The sequence below is a fragment of the Photobacterium galatheae genome (assembly GCF_000695255.1).
Classification (GTDB): domain Bacteria; phylum Pseudomonadota; class Gammaproteobacteria; order Enterobacterales; family Vibrionaceae; genus Photobacterium; species Photobacterium galatheae.
Genome location: NZ_JMIB01000030.1, coordinates 20694 through 36784, shown reverse-complemented (window position 1 = coordinate 36784; position 16091 = coordinate 20694). Strand labels below are relative to the sequence as shown.

Sequence of the window (16091 nt, the reverse complement as noted above, 5' to 3'; positions counted from 1 at the left end):
CTATGCGTCTTATTGTGCATCATACTTTGCATCACTTTTGCATTCTGCTGGCACTGGTTTTGTGCCTGATGGCCAGGGCGATGTCGACTCCGATTCATCCGGCCGGGGTGGCGGAACGTGAAACAACCATTTCGCTGAACTTTCAGGATGTGCCGGTGCGCCAGTTGCTCCAGATGATGGCGGATCACCGTCAGGACAATCTGGTACTTTCTGATGCAGTGCAGGGCCATATTACGCTGCACCTTAAAGATGTTCCCTGGTCGCAGGCGATGGACAGCATTCTGACCATGAAAGGGCTGGCTTATTTGCGGCAAGGGAATGTGATGATGGTTGCTCCCAAAGCGGAGCTGGCCGATGGTTTACCCAGCCGTGCATCTCTGCAAACTCGGGTAATTCCGGTTCGTTATGCCAAGGCAACTGAACTGGCTGCGCTGCTGGCTGGGACCGAAGGGCAGCCCGGCTTGTTGACCGAGCAGGGGGCGTTGCATGTGGATGACCGAACCAATGCGCTGATCGTCAAAGATGTCGCTGACAGTCTGGACAGTCTTTTGTTGATTATCGACAGATTGGATCAACCGGTCCGGCAAGTGCAGATTGAAGCCCGTATTGTCAGTATGAACGAGAAAGATACGGCTGATCTCGGGGTACGCTGGGGGATGCTGGACACCAATGGCAGTGTGACGGTTGGCGGCTCCATTGAAGGGAATCTGGCGACACTGAATGGCGGTGATGGGACGCTGGCGGTGGACGATTTTCTGAACGTGAATCTCGGGGCACAACCCGGCGCCGCCCGAATTGCTTTTCAGGTCGCGCGTCTGGGTGATCAACTGCTGGACCTGGAGTTGTCGGCGCTGCAGGCAGAGGATAAAGCGGAAATTATCTCTAGCCCGCGTTTGGTCACGACCAATAAGAAAATGGCCTATATTGAGCAAGGGACAGAAATTCCCTACCTGGAGGCAGCTTCAAGTGGTGCGGTTTCGGTCTCATTCAAGAAAGCCGTGCTGAGCCTGATGGTAACCCCGCAGATCACACCGGGCGACAAGCTAATCCTGGATTTGGAAGTCACCCAGAATAAACCGGGTGAAACGGTGAATACCGGCACCGGTCAGGTGGTCGCGATTGATACTCAGCGGATTGGAACGCAGGTGCTGGTAGACCATGGCGAAACCATCGTTCTGGGGGGTATTTTTCAGCATCAGTCCAGTCAGTCGGTGCGCAAAGTGCCTCTGTTGGGTGATATCCCGCTCTTGGGCAGTCTGTTCCGGCAGACACTGGAGCGGGAGGGCAGGCGTGAATTACTCATTTTTGTGACGCCGAAAATCCTTCGCTAGGCAGGCGGAATGGCGCTGCAGAGGTGATCTCTGAACAGAGATAACGGCCTTGGTGGCGACTGGCTATTGCCAAACAGCCGTCAGTCCTGAGATAATTTTCGGTCTTATCACGAATGAAATGTGAGGAAGTTGGCGCCTCGGGCTTGTAAATCAAAAGCCTGTGGGCGGTTTTGTCTATTTTTTAACCGCGCGTATATTTGCTAAACATGGCTGAAAAACGAAATATTTTCTTGGTAGGCCCAATGGGAGCCGGTAAGAGCACCATTGGCAGACACCTTGCACAGCAGTTACATATGGAGTTTCTGGACTCAGATTCTGTGATCGAAGAACGAACTGGTGCGGACATCAGTTGGGTCTTTGATGTGGAAGGCGAGGAGGGATTCCGTGCCCGTGAAGAAGCGGTCATCGACGATCTCACCCAGGAGCAGGGTATTGTGCTGGCGACCGGGGGTGGCTCGGTGAAAAGCAAAGAGAGCCGTAACCGTCTTTCTGCTCGCGGTATCGTGGTGTATCTGGAAACCACCATTGAGAAACAGCTGGCACGTACTCAGCGCGACAAGAAGCGCCCGCTGTTGCAGACGGATCATCCCCGCGAAGTACTGGAAGCGCTTGCAGAAGAGCGTAATCCATTGTATGAAGAGGTGGCGGACTACGTTGTGCGTACCGACGACCAGAGTGCCAAGGTCGTTGCCAATCAAATTATCAAAATGCTGGAAGAGCGTTAACTACGGGGACAGAGCAAGCCATGGAGCGGATTACAGTTAATCTGGGTGAGAGAAGTTACGATATTTCAATTGGCACCGGATTACTGTCCAATCCGGATTACTTTTCCTCTGTGGCCGGTCGCCGGGTTGTGGTGATCAGTAACGATACGGTTGCCCCGCTGTATGCCAATTCATTGCAGGCCACGCTTCGCCCATTAGCGCAAGATGTGGCTCTGCTCAATCTGCCGGACGGCGAGCAGTATAAAACCCTAGATACCTTCAACCAGATCATGACTTTCCTGCTGGAAGGCAGTTATGGTCGTGATGTTGTGCTGGTGGCTCTGGGTGGTGGTGTCATTGGGGATTTAGTCGGTTTTGCTGCGGCCTGTTTCCAGCGCGGTGTCGATTTTATTCAGGTGCCAACCACGCTGCTGGCACAGGTTGATTCTTCTGTCGGCGGTAAAACGGCCGTGAATCATCCGCTGGGCAAGAATATGATTGGTGCCTTTTACCAACCGCAAGCCGTTGTGATTGATACCGACTGTCTGAAGAGTCTGCCGGCGCGTGAGTTTGCGGCAGGGATGGCGGAAGTGATCAAGTACGGCATTATTATCGATCAGGATTTCTTTGGCTGGCTGGAGCAGAATATTGCTCAGCTGCGTGCGCTGGACTCGGTCGCTCTGGGTCAGGCGATTGCCCGATGCTGTCAAATTAAGGCAGATGTGGTGGCCGCAGACGAGAAAGAGTCAGGTGTACGCGCGCTGCTGAATCTGGGTCACACTTTTGGTCATGCGATTGAAGCTGAGATGGGGTATGGTAATTGGCTTCACGGTGAAGCTGTGGCTGCTGGTACAGTTCAGGCAGCCCGGACAGCATGCCTGTTAGGCTTGCTGACTTCAGCACAGGCGGAAAAAATCCGTGTGTTGCTGGAACAGGCTGATTTACCTGTACTGGCGCCGGAAACCATGAACTTTGACCACTATATCAAACACATGATGCGGGATAAGAAAGTGTTATCAGGCAAGCTCAGATTGGTACTGCCGACTGGCATCGGTCAGGCAGAAGTCGTTTCTGATGTACCTCATGACATCCTGCGTCAGGTGATTGAACCCTGATGTTGTAATGATTGCATGACAATAGCCGCTTCTCTGACGTCTCTGGATCTGGACAGCCAGATCCATCTTCTTTCCCGGGTACAGTTTCTGACCCGTTTCGGTTCTCATTTAATTCAAATCAGCGGTGACGCAGGGGCTGGCAAAACCTGGCTGGCTCAGCGCTATCTCGAGCAGTGGGCCGACGCTGATGGCAGTCAGGCCCGGCAGGCTTTGTTGATGTGCCACCCGGCGCAAAATGACAGCCAGCACCGAAGCATTCTGCTGAACCAGTTGATCCCGAATGCGGTCTTCAACGACAGCGATCCGTTGCAACAATCACTGGAACGGCTGCTTGAGGGCAAGCCGGCGGAGCTGTTGCTGGTGATTGATGATGCTCACCTGCTCAGCCCGGCTCTGATCGGTGAGCTGTGGGCGCTGGTGATGAAAGCGCAACAGGCGTCAGGCTGGCAGATCAATGTACTACTCTTTAGTCAGACGGGTCAGCTTACCAAAGCATTACGTCAGGTCTCTCATGGTCAGGGACAGTCACCGTTGGAACTGGAGATCCCTGCGTTATCAGAAGCAGAAGTTCAGACGTTTATGGAGCTGGTGCTGGCCAGCCATTTTCTGGATGCCAACCAGCGGCGTGCTTTGAAAGCACAGGCAGCAGAGGTTGCACCCACCCCTGGGGCACTGATGACCCTGGATCACACGGAGATCTCAAAAATGGCCTCATCATCGTCACGCACGTTTTCCCCAATGTCTCTATTGCTGCTCCTGATCGTTTTGATTGGTGCGGCAAGCGTGTTCTGGTTCTTGCCTTCTGATGATGCGAAGGCTCCTCAACAGTCAGCGGCAGAGCGTGATGCTGCCCCTGCGCTGGATGAAACACTGGCACAGTCCGGCAATGCGCTGGTGGTGAACGAGACGGTTTCTTCAGAAGGCGTCCCTGAAACTGTGCCTGAAACGAAGGTCACGCTTGAGCAGCCAACGGTAGCGATTGAGACGGAAACCACCACCGACGCGACGGTGGCAGCGGCTCGAGCACCCACGACGGAAAATACAGATGCTTTACCAGCGCCGGTTCAGTTGGAAGGTCTCACCGTCGGTCGGTCAAGTGAGAGCGCCAAGCGAGTCGTCGTACCGTCAGACGTGGTTGATGCCATGATCACCGAACAGGAAACGGGCGGCTCTGGTGAGCTGGCCGTTGCATCTCAAAGCGATTTGAAAGCTGCGATTGATGAAGTGCTGGCAACGGATCCGCAAGGCCGTGCTGACTCTGAAGGTAGCACAGATGTCACAGGCGTAGCGGCACCGGCAGAACAGCCGGCCAGTGTGTCCCCGCCACCTTTGGCCAGTCTGCAGGCGGAAATGGCAGATGATATGGACACGCTCAAAGCGGTCAACAGCCGTCATTATGCTTTACAGCTGGCAGCGATGCATTCACTGGAAGCGACGCGCAGCTTTTTGGAAGAGTACGGCGTGAAAGAGACGGCTCAGGTATACCAGACCCAACGTCAGGGGGTGCGCTGGTATATTGTCGTGACCGGAAATTACGCCAGTGTTGCTGCAGCCCGTCGGGCACAGGCGCAACTACCGGATAAAGTTCAGTCAGTCCAGCCGTGGGTGAAATCTTATACGCAGATCCATCGTGAGATTGAGCGGGCACAGTAGTTGATATTGTTGGCAATGTTGGGGATTCCGCGCGCAGGGGGAGAATTGTCCCTAGGGGGAAACTGATAAATAGGTTACAATCCGCCACCTTTGTAAACACAGTGGCTATGGGTGGTAGGTTAACCGAATGAAAAAGCAGCGTGCCTTTCTGAAATGGGCCGGAGGGAAGTTTTCTCTGGTCGAGGATATCAGACGTCATCTGCCACCTGCGCGTAAACTGGTTGAGCCTTTTGTCGGGGCGGGGTCTGTGTTTCTGAACACGGACTACGACGATTATCTGCTGGCGGATATTAATCCAGACCTGATCAACCTGTACAATGTGGTCAAAACCGAACCTGAGCGTTATATCAAAGACGCCAAAGATTTTTTCACTCCAGAATATAATCAGAAAGCGGCTTATCTGGCGATTCGGGAAGCTTTTAATAAAACTCAGGACCCTTATCAGCGTTCGCTGTATTTTCTGTACCTGAACCGTCATGGGTTTAACGGTCTGTGCCGCTATAACAAAAAAGGCGGATTCAACGTGCCGTTCGGTTCTTATAAGAAGCCTTATTTCCCCGAAGATGAAATGTGCTTTTTTTCGGAAAAAGCCAAAAAAGCGACATTCATTTGCGAAGGCTACCACCATACATTTTCCCGGGCCCGAAAAGGCAGCGTGATTTACTGTGATCCCCCTTATGCGCCTTTATCGACGACGGCCAACTTTACGTCTTATGCCGGCAATGGCTTTAGTTTGGATGATCAGGCAGCATTAGCAGATGTCGCCGAAAGCACGGCGACCCAACGCGGTATTCCAGTGCTGATTTCCAATCACGACACAACTTTAACCCGCCGTCTGTATCACGGTGCAGATCTGTCTGTGGTGAAAGTGAAACGGACCATCAGCCGTAACGGCAGCGGTCGGAATAAAGTCGACGAGCTGCTGGCGCTCTTCACCCCGCCACAAACTGACTGATCCCAATCAGCACCGCGACAAAAATCACGATGACCACCAGTCCTGCCACGATAAAAGGCAGGGCACTGGGTTGGTTAAAATCCTGGTGCCGGTTCTGATCCGACTGCACGCCAAGCATGGCCGCAACCGCACTGCGAAAGACATTGGTTTTTTTTGCCGGAGGTGTCTGAGTCATGATGTTGTCCCTATTCGTGTAACTTTTCCTCAAGTACGCTCTTCATAGCATAGCCGGACTGGCCAATTCCACGCGTTGACTTGGCTGAAATCGGTAAGACATCACGGTTCAGATCAGGTAGAATTTTGCCCAGTATCCGCCCCGGCGTTATTCGGGGAATCAATTTGAGTACAGAGGCTGAACATGACAGATTTTCTGATCGCTCCCTCCATTTTGTCTGCCGATTTTGCCCGTCTGGGTGAAGACGTTGAAAAGGTGCTGGCTGCCGGTGCAGACGTTATCCACTTTGATGTGATGGATAACCATTACGTCCCGAACCTCACTTTTGGTGCACCCATTTGTAAAGCGCTGCGTGACTATGGCATCACGGCACCGATTGACGTGCATCTGATGGTGAAGCCGGTGGATCGCATCATTCCGGACTTTGCTAAAGCGGGCGCGACCATGATTACAATTCATGCCGAGGCGACAGAGCATCTGGATCGCAGCCTGCAACTGATTAAAGACCATGGTTGTCAGGCGGGCGTCGTCTTTAATCCGGCAACCCCGCTGCATTACCTGGATCATGTGATGGACAAACTGGACATGATTTTGCTGATGTCGGTGAACCCGGGCTTTGGCGGTCAGTCATTTATTCCGCATACGCTGGAGAAGCTGCGTCAGGTGCGTGAGCGGATTGAAGCTTCTGGCCGTGCAATCCGGCTGGAAATTGATGGTGGCGTGAAAGTCGATAATATTCGTGAAATTGCTGAAGCGGGTGCCGATATGTTTGTGGCCGGTTCTGCGATTTTTGGTCAGCCTGATTACAAAGCCGTCATCGATGAAATGCGTGCTGAACTGGCGAAGGTGCAGCGCTGATGAAAATTGACGGTATTCAGTTTATTGCGTTCGATCTGGACGGCACGTTACTCGACAGTGTGCCGGATCTGGCCGAAGCGGCAGATAAAACCATGCAGGCACTGGGTCTGCCGGGTGTGACGGTTGCGCAAACTCAGACCTGGATTGGCAATGGGGCTGAAATTCTGATTGGTCGTGCGCTGAGTCAGAGCATTGATCTCGACCCGGAACTGGACCCGGCATTGCATCAGCAAGCGCTGGCGCTGTTTAACCGCTTTTATGAAGAAGGTGGCCACAAGAAAACTGTGCTGTACGATGGTGTGAAGCACACGCTGGAAACCCTGCATCAGGCCGGCATTCCAATGGCAATTGTCACCAATAAGCCCTCTCAGTTTGTACCGCATATCCTTGAGGAATATGGCATCGCCCAATATTTCGTGGATGTCATCGGTGGTGATACCTTCCCGAAGAAAAAGCCGGATCCATACGCACTGCACTGGCTGATGGAAAAACATTGCCTGAGTTGCAGTGAGATGTTGATGGTCGGCGACTCCCGTAATGATATTCTGGCAGCCCAGGCGGCCTCGTGCTATGTTGTCGGCCTGACTTACGGCTACAACTATGGCCTGCCCATCAGTGACAGCAACCCGGATCGGGTGCTGGATCAGTTCAGTCAGCTGCTGGATGTTGTGAGCATCGCCTGACAGCCGTTTCGGCAAATTATTTTGGTCTCTTAGTGTTTTCAGGCAGCGGCATGGCGTCGCTGCCGGATATGTTTAGGAAAAACAGGAATATCCCATCATGAGTAAACCCATTGTATTTAGTGGCGTACAGCCTTCCGGTGAGTTAAGTATTGGTAACTACATGGGTGCGCTGCGTCAGTGGGAACAGATGCAGGATGATTACAACTGCCATTACTGTGTCGTTGACCTGCATGCGATTACCGTGCGTCAGGATCCGGCTGAGCTGCGTGAAGCAACGCTGGATGCGCTGGCACTGTGTCTGGCGGTAGGCGTCAGCCCTGAAAAGAGTACGCTTTTTGTTCAGTCTCATGCGCCGGAACATGCTCAGCTGGCTTGGGTACTGAACTGCTACACCCAGATGGGTGAACTGAACCGAATGACTCAGTTTAAGGATAAATCGCAGCGTCATTCTGAAAACATCAATGCCGGTCTGTTCTCTTATCCGGTGCTGATGGCGGCGGACATTTTGCTGTACGGTGCACATCAGGTACCGGTTGGTAACGACCAGAAACAGCATCTGGAGCTGGCCCGTGATATCGCGATCCGTTTCAACAACCTGTACGGTGACACTTTTGTGGTGCCTGAGCCATACATCCCGTCAGTCGGTGCTCGGGTGATGAGCCTGCAGGATCCGCTGAAAAAGATGTCGAAGTCAGATGATAACCGTAATAACGTGATTGGCCTGCTGGAAGACCCGAAAGTCATCACCAAGAAAATCAAACGAGCGGTGACCGACTCTGAAGAGCCGCCACGCGTGCTGTTTGATGTGGAAAACAAGCCGGGTGTTTCAAACCTGATGGGGATTATGTCTGGCGTAACCGGGAAGAGCTTTGCTGATATTGAAGCTGAATACACCGGTAAGATGTATGGCCACCTGAAGAAAGACACAGCGGAAGCGGTTGTTGCCATGCTGGAACCACTGCAGGCGCGTTACAAAGCATACCGCGAAGACCGTGCTTTCCTGGATCAGGTGATGAAGACTGGCGCAGAAAAAGCATCGGCACAAGCGGCTCAGGTCCTGAAGAAGGTGTATGAAGCCGTCGGCTTTGTCGGTCGTCCATAATCATTCATTTTTCAGCGAACAGATGTAAGCAGAAGGCAGTGCCTTCTGCTTTTTTTATGTCCATTTCCTGCCAATTTCATGCATTTCTTGTGAGAGAACGATCACTAAAACAAAGTTTCTGAATGCATATGGGGCCTATTTGCAATCATTGTCACATTCATGAGATGTATCTCTGTTAAATAATGCATTCCTTTTTAGATATATCTCTCAATAAATGTAAAGGATTGCAGACATGTTGCGAACCCAACTTTTGCCTCTGGTTGCAGCGATGGGCCTGATCCCGGCGCACGCCATGGCAGACACTTTTAGCTGTGATACGCAAACCCTGACCCCGATTTATGACATTCAGGGCGATGGCCTGAAAAGCCCGATGGTGCCAGACGGTCAGTACACCAGTAAAGATGCCTACTATGTCCGGGGTGTGGTGACTGCCACAACCAAGAGTCTCTATAAGGGCTTTTTCCTGCAAGACGCTGAGGGTGATGGTAATCCTGACACCTCTGACGGTATTTTTGTCTATACCGGGAATAAGGTGGCAGCCGATGTTGCCCCGGGCATGACCGTTTGCCTGAAAGCCAAAGTCAAAGAACACTACGACCTGACTCAGTTGCTGGCAGAGCAGGGTCATATCGTTGTTGAAGGCCAGGCGGCACAGCCTGCACCGGTGGCGATCAGTCTGAATGACGGTGAAGATCTGGCCGATGCCATGGAGCGCTACGAAGGCATGCAGGTTCGCCTGAACGCAGACAGCGCGCTGAAAGTCACCCGGAACTTTGGCTTCGATTACGATTCTTACCGGAACAACATGGTGTTGTCGCATGGTGCACCACTGGTGAAACCGACCCAGCTTCATCATGCTGGCAGTGAAGCCGCCAAAGCTCTGGCTGAACAGAACAGCCGGAACCAGCTGTTCATCGATACCGACGCCAAAGCACCGAATGGTGTGATTCCGTATTTCCCGGGTCTGGATGCCGAGCAGGGCTATATCCGTGTCGGTGATACGGTCGTGAACCTTGAAGGTGTGATTGGTTACAGCTATGGCGAGTACCGTTTGATTCCAACCAACACGGTTGTTGCGGCAGATTTCATCCATGCGGATGATCGCACGACGGCACCACAGGAAGTGCCAGAGTCTCAGCTGAAAGTTGCCAGCTTCAACGTGCTGAACTTCTTTACCAGTGACAGCGATATCGGTGGTCCGCTGAATGCGAGATGTAAAGATCAGGCAGATGCAGATGCCGCGAAAGGCTGTAACCGGGGCGCAAAATCGCTGGCTGACTTCCAGTTACAGCGCACCAAGATTGTGAATGCGCTGACGGCAATGAATGCTGATATTGTCGGCATCATGGAAATGGAAAACAATGGCTTCGGCAGCGACGGTGCGCTGGCGAATCTGGTCTCGACTCTGAATGAGCAGTTCTCTGATCCGGCGGATCACTACAGCTACATCACCATTCAGGAAGCGGATCTGAACAACGGTCAGTTCCTGGGGACTGATGCCATCATGGTGGCGATGATTTACCGTCCGGCGAAAGTTGAGCCTGCCAAGGCCGCTCAGGTGATCCGCATGCCGAAGCAGCAACTGACCGGTACAAATCCGCAAGGTGAAGCCAAAGAACTGGAGGTCTTCCAGCGCGACAGCCTGATGCAGTCATTTCTGGTGAAAGGCGTACAGGGTGCCAAGCCGCTGACTGTGGTGGTGAATCACCTGAAATCCAAAGGCTCAGGCTGTTATGAAGACTGGGTGAACGGTGAGTATGACAGCGATCCGGCGGATCTGCAGGGCCACTGTAATGCCTTCCGTGTGTCTGCAGCCATGGTTCTGTCTGACACACTGAAAGACGTTGAGGGCGATCTGCTGGTACTGGGTGACATGAATGCTTACGCCCAGGAAGATCCGATCCGTGTTCTGACGGATTATGATCCGGCGACGGCGGCGCGTAAGATTATGTCAGCATCCGGCACTTCTGTTGCCGGCAAAGTTTTGCACGAACAGGGTGTTGAAGCCGGAAAAGGTGCCGGTCTGGTGAATCTGGCAACCAAAGGTCATGACGAGCTGGCTTATTCTTACAGCTACGACGGTGAGCTGGGTAGCCTGGACCATGCGCTGGCGAGTCCATCACTGGCAGATAAGGTCGCCGGAATTGAAGAATGGCACATCAACTCCGTTGAAAACAGCCTGTTTGAGTACTCGGGCAAATACTCCGGTGATCTGGCCAAGTCAGAAGGGCCATATTCTGCGTCTGACCATGATCCTGTCGTGTTGAGCCTGCGTTATCCGCAACCGGGTAACCGCGGTTTCCAACTGACCTTCAAGAATAAGAGCTTCCATCCAGTGTATCCGGTGTTTAACCACTGGTACTGGGACAGCACGCAGTTCTGGCTGATGCCGGGTCAACAACGCCGTTATCGTGAAGATAACCTGTTCCTGAATCATGTCGGTATTCGTGCCGGTGATGCGGTCAATCTGAGTGTGCTGGCCTATGGGGTGTTTGAAATCCCTTGTACTTATGCACCGCTGCGTCTGACCGGTCGTCTGAAAGCGGTTTATAACGGCGAATCTTGCCGGATGAAACACTAATCCCACTCGTCTCTGCAGTAAAAAGGCAGGCAGGAGGGAATCCTGCTTGCCTTTCTCTCTCCCTGTTGCAAAATAGGGCGCCGATTTTCTCAGGGCAGGGATACTTATGCTGTTGATCATTGATAATTACGACTCGTTTACCTACAACCTTTACCAGTATTTTTGTGAACTGGGGGCTGAGGTCCAGGTGGTCCGTCATGATGAGATTGATCTGGCCGGTATCGAAGCCCTGTCTCCCACGCATCTGGTCATTTCTCCCGGTCCATGTACACCGGACGATGCCGGCATCTCTCTGGCAGCCATTGAACATTTCGCAGGAAAACTGCCGATTCTGGGCGTTTGTCTGGGGCATCAGGCGATGGCACAGGTGTTTGGCGCTCAAGTTGTGCGTGCCCGTCAGGTCATGCATGGGAAAACCTCCCCTGTGGTGCATAACAATCGTCGTGTTTTTGCCGGACTGAACAATCCGCTGACGGTCACCCGGTATCACTCGCTGGTCGTCAAGGCGGATACGCTGCCAGACTGCTTTGAAGTGACAGCCTGGACCGAGCGCGACGGCGAGCCGGATGAAATTATGGGGATTGCCCACAAAACCCTGCCGCTGGAAGGGGTGCAGTTTCACCCGGAAAGTATTCTCACAGAGCAAGGGCACCAGTTGCTAGCGAACTTCCTGCGTCGCTGAAATTCGCGACGGATTGATGAGTCAATGAAGCGCTCAGGCCTTGTCAAACGGGGCCTGACTAATGACCCATTAGCCTTTCTAATGTCTGTTTTCGGCCATTTTTACCTGTCTCACAAGCGCGATCTATATCACTTTTCTTAACATTGACCTAAATTTTTTCATCATTGCCAGGCCGCAATCTTATGCAGTTGGCCAAATCCTGTACAGGGGCATTGATTCCTGCGGGGAAAAACACCTTTCCTCAAAATCGTCTTCATAAGTTTTCCGCCATCCCGCATAAATATGTATCCGTAGCGAAGATTTCCGGCCATTGTGCCTCAGTAAAAAACATTTTCTGCTATTGGAATCGGTTAAAATTATGTAAATACTATGCGCAAAGCGATATACACAGAAGGAAAGTATGATGGCGACGGAACAAAAAGTAGGACGTCAAACCTTTGATGAGGTCATGGTACCTTGTTATGCCCCAATGCAAATCATCCCGGTGAAAGGGAAAGGTGCCCGAGTGTGGGACCAGGATGATCGAGAGTACATCGATTTCGCCGGTGGTATCGCGGTGAGCTGCTTGGGCCATTGCCATCCGGCGATGGTATCAGCACTGAAAGAGCAGTCTGAGAAGATTTGGCACCTGAGTAACGTCATGACTAATGAGCCGGCCCTGCGTCTGGCGAAAAAACTGACGGAAGTCAGCTTTGCTGAAAAAGTGTTCTTTGCGAACTCAGGTGCAGAAGCGAACGAAGCTGCCCTGAAACTGGCACGTCGTTACGCAGCCGACAAATTCGGTCCGGAAAAAGACGAAATCATTGCCTTCAAACAAGGCTTCCACGGTCGTACTTTCTTCACCGTGACTGTTGGTGGTCAGGCGGCATACTCTGACGGTTTTGGTCCGAAGCCTCAGTCTGTGACTCATCTGGCTTACAATGATCTGGAAGCGCTGGCTGCTCACATCTCAGACCGCACCTGTGCAGTCATGATGGAGCCACTGCAGGGTGAAGGCGGTATCGTTTCTCCAACCAAAGAATTCATTCAGGGTGTTCGTGAACTGTGCGACAAGCACAACGCATTGCTGATCTTTGATGAAGTTCAGACCGGTAACGGCCGTACCGGCGAGTTCTACGCTTATCAGGGCCTGGGCGTCACGCCTGACATTCTGAGTACGGCGAAGTCTCTGGGCGGTGGTTTCCCAATTGGTGCGATGCTGACGACGACTGACCTGGCGCAGCACCTGAAAATTGGTACCCACGGTTCAACTTACGGTGGTAACCCGCTGGCTTGTGCCGTTGCAGAAGCGGTGGTTGAAGAAGTGACCAAACCAGAAGTGCTGGCTGGCGTGAAAGAGCGTGAGCAGTGGTTCCGTGACGGCATTGCAAAAATCAATGCGCAATACCCAATCTTCTCTGAAGTGCGTGGTAAAGGTCTGCTGCTGGGTGCGGCACTGAACGAAGACTGGCAGGGCCGTGCACGTGACGTGCTGCTGGCTGCTGGTGAAGAAGGCCTGATGATCCTGGTTGCGGGTGCAAACGTTGTACGTTTCACTCCGTCACTGGTGATCGAAAAAGCCGATGTTGAGGAAGGCATGGCGCGTCTGGAACGTGCAATCGCTAAGCTTTACAACAAATAAGATGTACAAGGGCCGGTTGGATTGCCGGCCCTGCTTAACTGCCCCGGAATATGCCGGGGCTGTTTTTAGAAGAGAAAGACAGATTTACAGTTAGCAACCGGTGTTGCTACCTGCATCAGGAGGGAGTTCGATGCTGGTTATACGTCCCATTACAAAAGCTGATTTACCTGCACTGATGACGTGCGCCGAAGAATCAGGCCACGGTTTTACATCACTGCCGGTCAATGAGGAGATCCTCAGCAAGCGGATCGCTCACTCAGTGGAAAGCTTTCATAAAGACGTGACGGAACCTGGCCCGGAAGGCTACCTCATGGTGGCGGAAGACACGGAAACAGGCGAAATCGCCGGTACCACAGCCCTGGAAGCGGCCGTTGGTCTGGACAACCCGTTCTATACTTATCACCTCAGCACACTGGTCCATAACTCACCGCATCTGGACGTGCACAAAGTGCTGAAGGTTCTGACATTTGGTAATGATTACACCGGTGTGAGTGAGCTGTGCACCCTGTTCCTGCGACCGCAGTGGCGTCAGGGGCTGAATGGCAGACTGCTGTCCAAGTGCCGTTTCCTCATGCTGGCTGAACACCGCCAGCGTTTTGCAGACACTGTGATTGCAGAGATGCGCGGGGTGTCTGATGATAGCGGCAACTCGCCGTTCTGGGAGTGGCTCAAAGAGCACTTCTTCTCCATTGATTTTACGGAAGCAGACTACCTGACCGGGATTGGCCGGAAAGAGTTCATTGCGGATCTGATGCCAAAACTGCCGATTTACGTCAACCTGCTGAGCAAAGAAGCGCAGGCGGTGATCGGTCAGGTGCACGACAATACCCGCCCGGCACTGAAGCTGCTGGAAGCGGAAGGCTTCGTCAACCGTGGTTATGTGGATCTCTTTGATGCTGGTCCAACGGTTGAATGCGATCTGCGCCATATTGAATCGGTGCGTGCATCTCAGCGTTGCACCGTTGAAATTGGTGAGCACCACAGCTCTCATAATTACATCATCAGTAATACCAGCTTTGCCGGTTTCCGTGCCACGGTCGGTAAAGTTGCACTGGATGGTGAACGGAATCTGGCCATCATTTCTCCGGAAATGGCCAAGGTGTTAGCAGTGAAAAATGGGGATCAGGTTCGCCTGATCGCCCAATAACTAGGGTGGAATACAAGATGACACAATGGATTGCAGGTAACTGGCAAGCCGGTCAGGGTGATGCGATGCAGTCGCTGAACCCATTCAGTGGTGAAGTGATCTGGGAAGGCAAGAGCGCAACCGCCGAGCAGGTTGAGCAGGCTGTTGCCAGCGCCCGTGAGGCACTGATCAGCTGGCGGAAAACCAGCCTGGCTGAGCGTCAGGCCATTGTTGAGCGTTTTGCTGCCCTGATCAAAGATAACAGTGAACATATTGCCCGCACGATCGCCGAAGAAACCGGGAAGCCACTGTGGGAAACCCGTACTGAAGCTGGTGCCATGGTGGGCAAGATTGCCATTTCTATCCGTGCGTATAACGAGCGGACCGGCGAGCGTGAAAAAGATGTGGCGGGTACCAAAGCTGTACTGCGTCACCGTCCGTTGGGCGTTATGGCGGTCTTTGGTCCGTATAACTTCCCGGGCCACCTGCCGAACGGTCACATTGTCCCTGCGCTGCTGGCCGGGAACACTGTAGTCTTCAAGCCGTCGGATCTGACGCCGAAAGTGGCGGAAGAAACCATCAAACTGTGGGAACAGGCCGGTCTGCCTGCGGGTGTGATTAACCTGGTTCAGGGCGCACGTGCCACGGGTGAAGCGCTGGCGCAATCCGCTGGTATTGACGGTCTGCTGTTCACCGGCAGTGCGAATACCGGTCATATCCTGCACCGCCAGTTTGCCGGTCAGCCTGGCAAGATGCTGGCACTGGAAATGGGCGGAAACAACCCGATGGTGATCTCTAAAGCTTACGGCGATCTGAAATCGACGGTTTACACCATCATCCAGTCGGCATTTATCAGTGCCGGTCAGCGTTGTACCTGTGCCCGTCGCCTGTATGTCCCGGAAGGGGCTGAAGGGGATGCGTTGATTGCGGAATTGGTTGAAGCGACGAAGGCGATTCAGGTTGATGGTCCGTTTGCTGAGCCACAACCGTTTATGGGGCCGCAAATCTCTGTTGCCGCAGCCGACAACATCATTGCTGCGCAGGAACGTCTGTTGAGTCTGGGCGGTGAAGCACTGCTGAAAGCTGAACGTGGTCAGGGTGCAATCGTGACCCCGGGCATCGTCGAAGTGAGTAAGATTGCCGAATTGCCAGACGAAGAATACTTTGGCCCGCTGTTACAGGTGGCACGTTATCAGGCACTGCCTCAGGCGGTTGAGATGGCAAATAACACCCGTTATGGCCTGTCTGCCGGTTTGGTTTCGACCGACGACAGCGAGTGGCAGTACTTTATCGATCATATTCGCGCCGGTGTTGTAAACCGCAACCGTCAGCTGACGGGTGCCAGCGGTGATGCACCGTTCGGTGGTCCGGGTGCGTCGGGTAACTTGCGCCCAAGCGCTTACTACGCAGCGGATTACTGTGCGTATCCAATGGCATCCATGGAAGGAGAGGCAACAGAACTGCCTGCTCAGCTGTCTCCGGGGATCCAACTGTAACTATTGCTT

General features: G+C 53.0%; 14 protein-coding genes. 13 read left to right on the top strand and 1 reads right to left on the bottom strand.

Features of this window, described 5'->3' with window-relative positions:
- The first annotated feature begins 2 nt into the window (after nt 1–2).
- The 5 genes from EA58_RS15190 (at nt 3) to dam (ending at nt 5758) form a co-directional block, all read left to right on the top strand.
- A complete protein-coding gene (locus EA58_RS15190) occupies nt 3–1331 on the top strand; it encodes a type IV pilus secretin PilQ (protein ID WP_051642137.1) in 1329 nt (442 codons plus the stop codon).
- Between the two features lie 206 nt (nt 1332–1537).
- Nucleotides 1538–2056, top strand: a complete 519-nt coding sequence (gene aroK, locus EA58_RS15185; protein ID WP_036754600.1) for a shikimate kinase AroK — start codon at nt 1538–1540, stop codon at nt 2054–2056.
- A 20-nt stretch (nt 2057–2076) separates the two neighbouring features.
- Nucleotides 2077–3150 (top strand): 3-dehydroquinate synthase, encoded by a 1074-nt coding sequence (gene aroB / locus EA58_RS15180; RefSeq protein ID WP_036754597.1) that lies wholly within the window; start codon nt 2077–2079, stop codon nt 3148–3150.
- A gap of 15 nt (nt 3151–3165) precedes the next feature.
- A complete protein-coding gene (locus tag EA58_RS15175; protein ID WP_051642136.1) occupies nt 3166–4803 on the top strand; it encodes an AAA family ATPase in 1638 nt (545 codons plus the stop codon).
- A 127-nt stretch (nt 4804–4930) separates the two neighbouring features.
- A complete protein-coding gene (dam, locus tag EA58_RS15170; RefSeq protein ID WP_036754595.1) occupies nt 4931–5758 on the top strand; it encodes an adenine-specific DNA-methyltransferase in 828 nt (275 codons plus the stop codon).
- Here the strand turns inward: dam and EA58_RS15165 are convergent.
- On the bottom strand, nt 5736–5933 hold the full coding sequence (locus EA58_RS15165) for a DUF2970 domain-containing protein (protein ID WP_036754594.1): 198 nt from the start codon (nt 5931–5933) through the stop codon (nt 5736–5738). The two genes, dam and EA58_RS15165, sit on opposite strands and share 23 nt — an antisense overlap.
- A 183-nt stretch (nt 5934–6116) precedes the next feature.
- Between EA58_RS15165 and rpe the strand changes: the two genes are divergently transcribed.
- From rpe to astD, 8 genes are all read left to right on the top strand, one after another.
- Complete coding sequence (gene rpe / locus EA58_RS15160) at nt 6117–6791, top strand: ribulose-phosphate 3-epimerase (protein WP_036754593.1); 675 nt, start codon at nt 6117–6119, stop codon at nt 6789–6791.
- On the top strand, nt 6791–7474 hold the full coding sequence (locus tag EA58_RS15155) for a phosphoglycolate phosphatase (RefSeq protein ID WP_036754592.1): 684 nt from the start codon (nt 6791–6793) through the stop codon (nt 7472–7474). Before rpe ends, EA58_RS15155 begins: the two co-directional genes overlap by 1 nt.
- Nucleotides 7475–7571: 97 nt before the next feature.
- A complete protein-coding gene (gene trpS, locus EA58_RS15150; RefSeq protein WP_036754591.1) occupies nt 7572–8576 on the top strand; it encodes a tryptophan--tRNA ligase in 1005 nt (334 codons plus the stop codon).
- Between the two features lie 232 nt (nt 8577–8808).
- Nucleotides 8809–11157 carry an ExeM/NucH family extracellular endonuclease gene (locus EA58_RS15145; RefSeq protein WP_036754590.1) on the top strand — a complete coding sequence of 783 codons (2349 nt, stop codon included), beginning with the start codon at nt 8809–8811 and terminating at the stop codon, nt 11155–11157.
- Nucleotides 11158–11263: 106 nt separating this feature from the next.
- A complete protein-coding gene (locus tag EA58_RS15140) occupies nt 11264–11839 on the top strand; it encodes an aminodeoxychorismate/anthranilate synthase component II (RefSeq protein ID WP_036754589.1) in 576 nt (191 codons plus the stop codon).
- Nucleotides 11840–12242: 403 nt separating this feature from the next.
- Nucleotides 12243–13460 (top strand): aspartate aminotransferase family protein, encoded by a 1218-nt coding sequence (locus EA58_RS15135; protein WP_036754584.1) that lies wholly within the window; start codon nt 12243–12245, stop codon nt 13458–13460.
- 130 nt (nt 13461–13590) lie between these two features.
- Nucleotides 13591–14607, top strand: a complete 1017-nt coding sequence (gene astA / locus EA58_RS15130) for an arginine N-succinyltransferase (RefSeq protein ID WP_036754583.1) — start codon at nt 13591–13593, stop codon at nt 14605–14607.
- Between the two features lie 17 nt (nt 14608–14624).
- A complete protein-coding gene (astD, locus tag EA58_RS15125) occupies nt 14625–16082 on the top strand; it encodes a succinylglutamate-semialdehyde dehydrogenase (protein ID WP_036754582.1) in 1458 nt (485 codons plus the stop codon).
- Nucleotides 16083–16091: the final 9 nt, after the last annotated feature.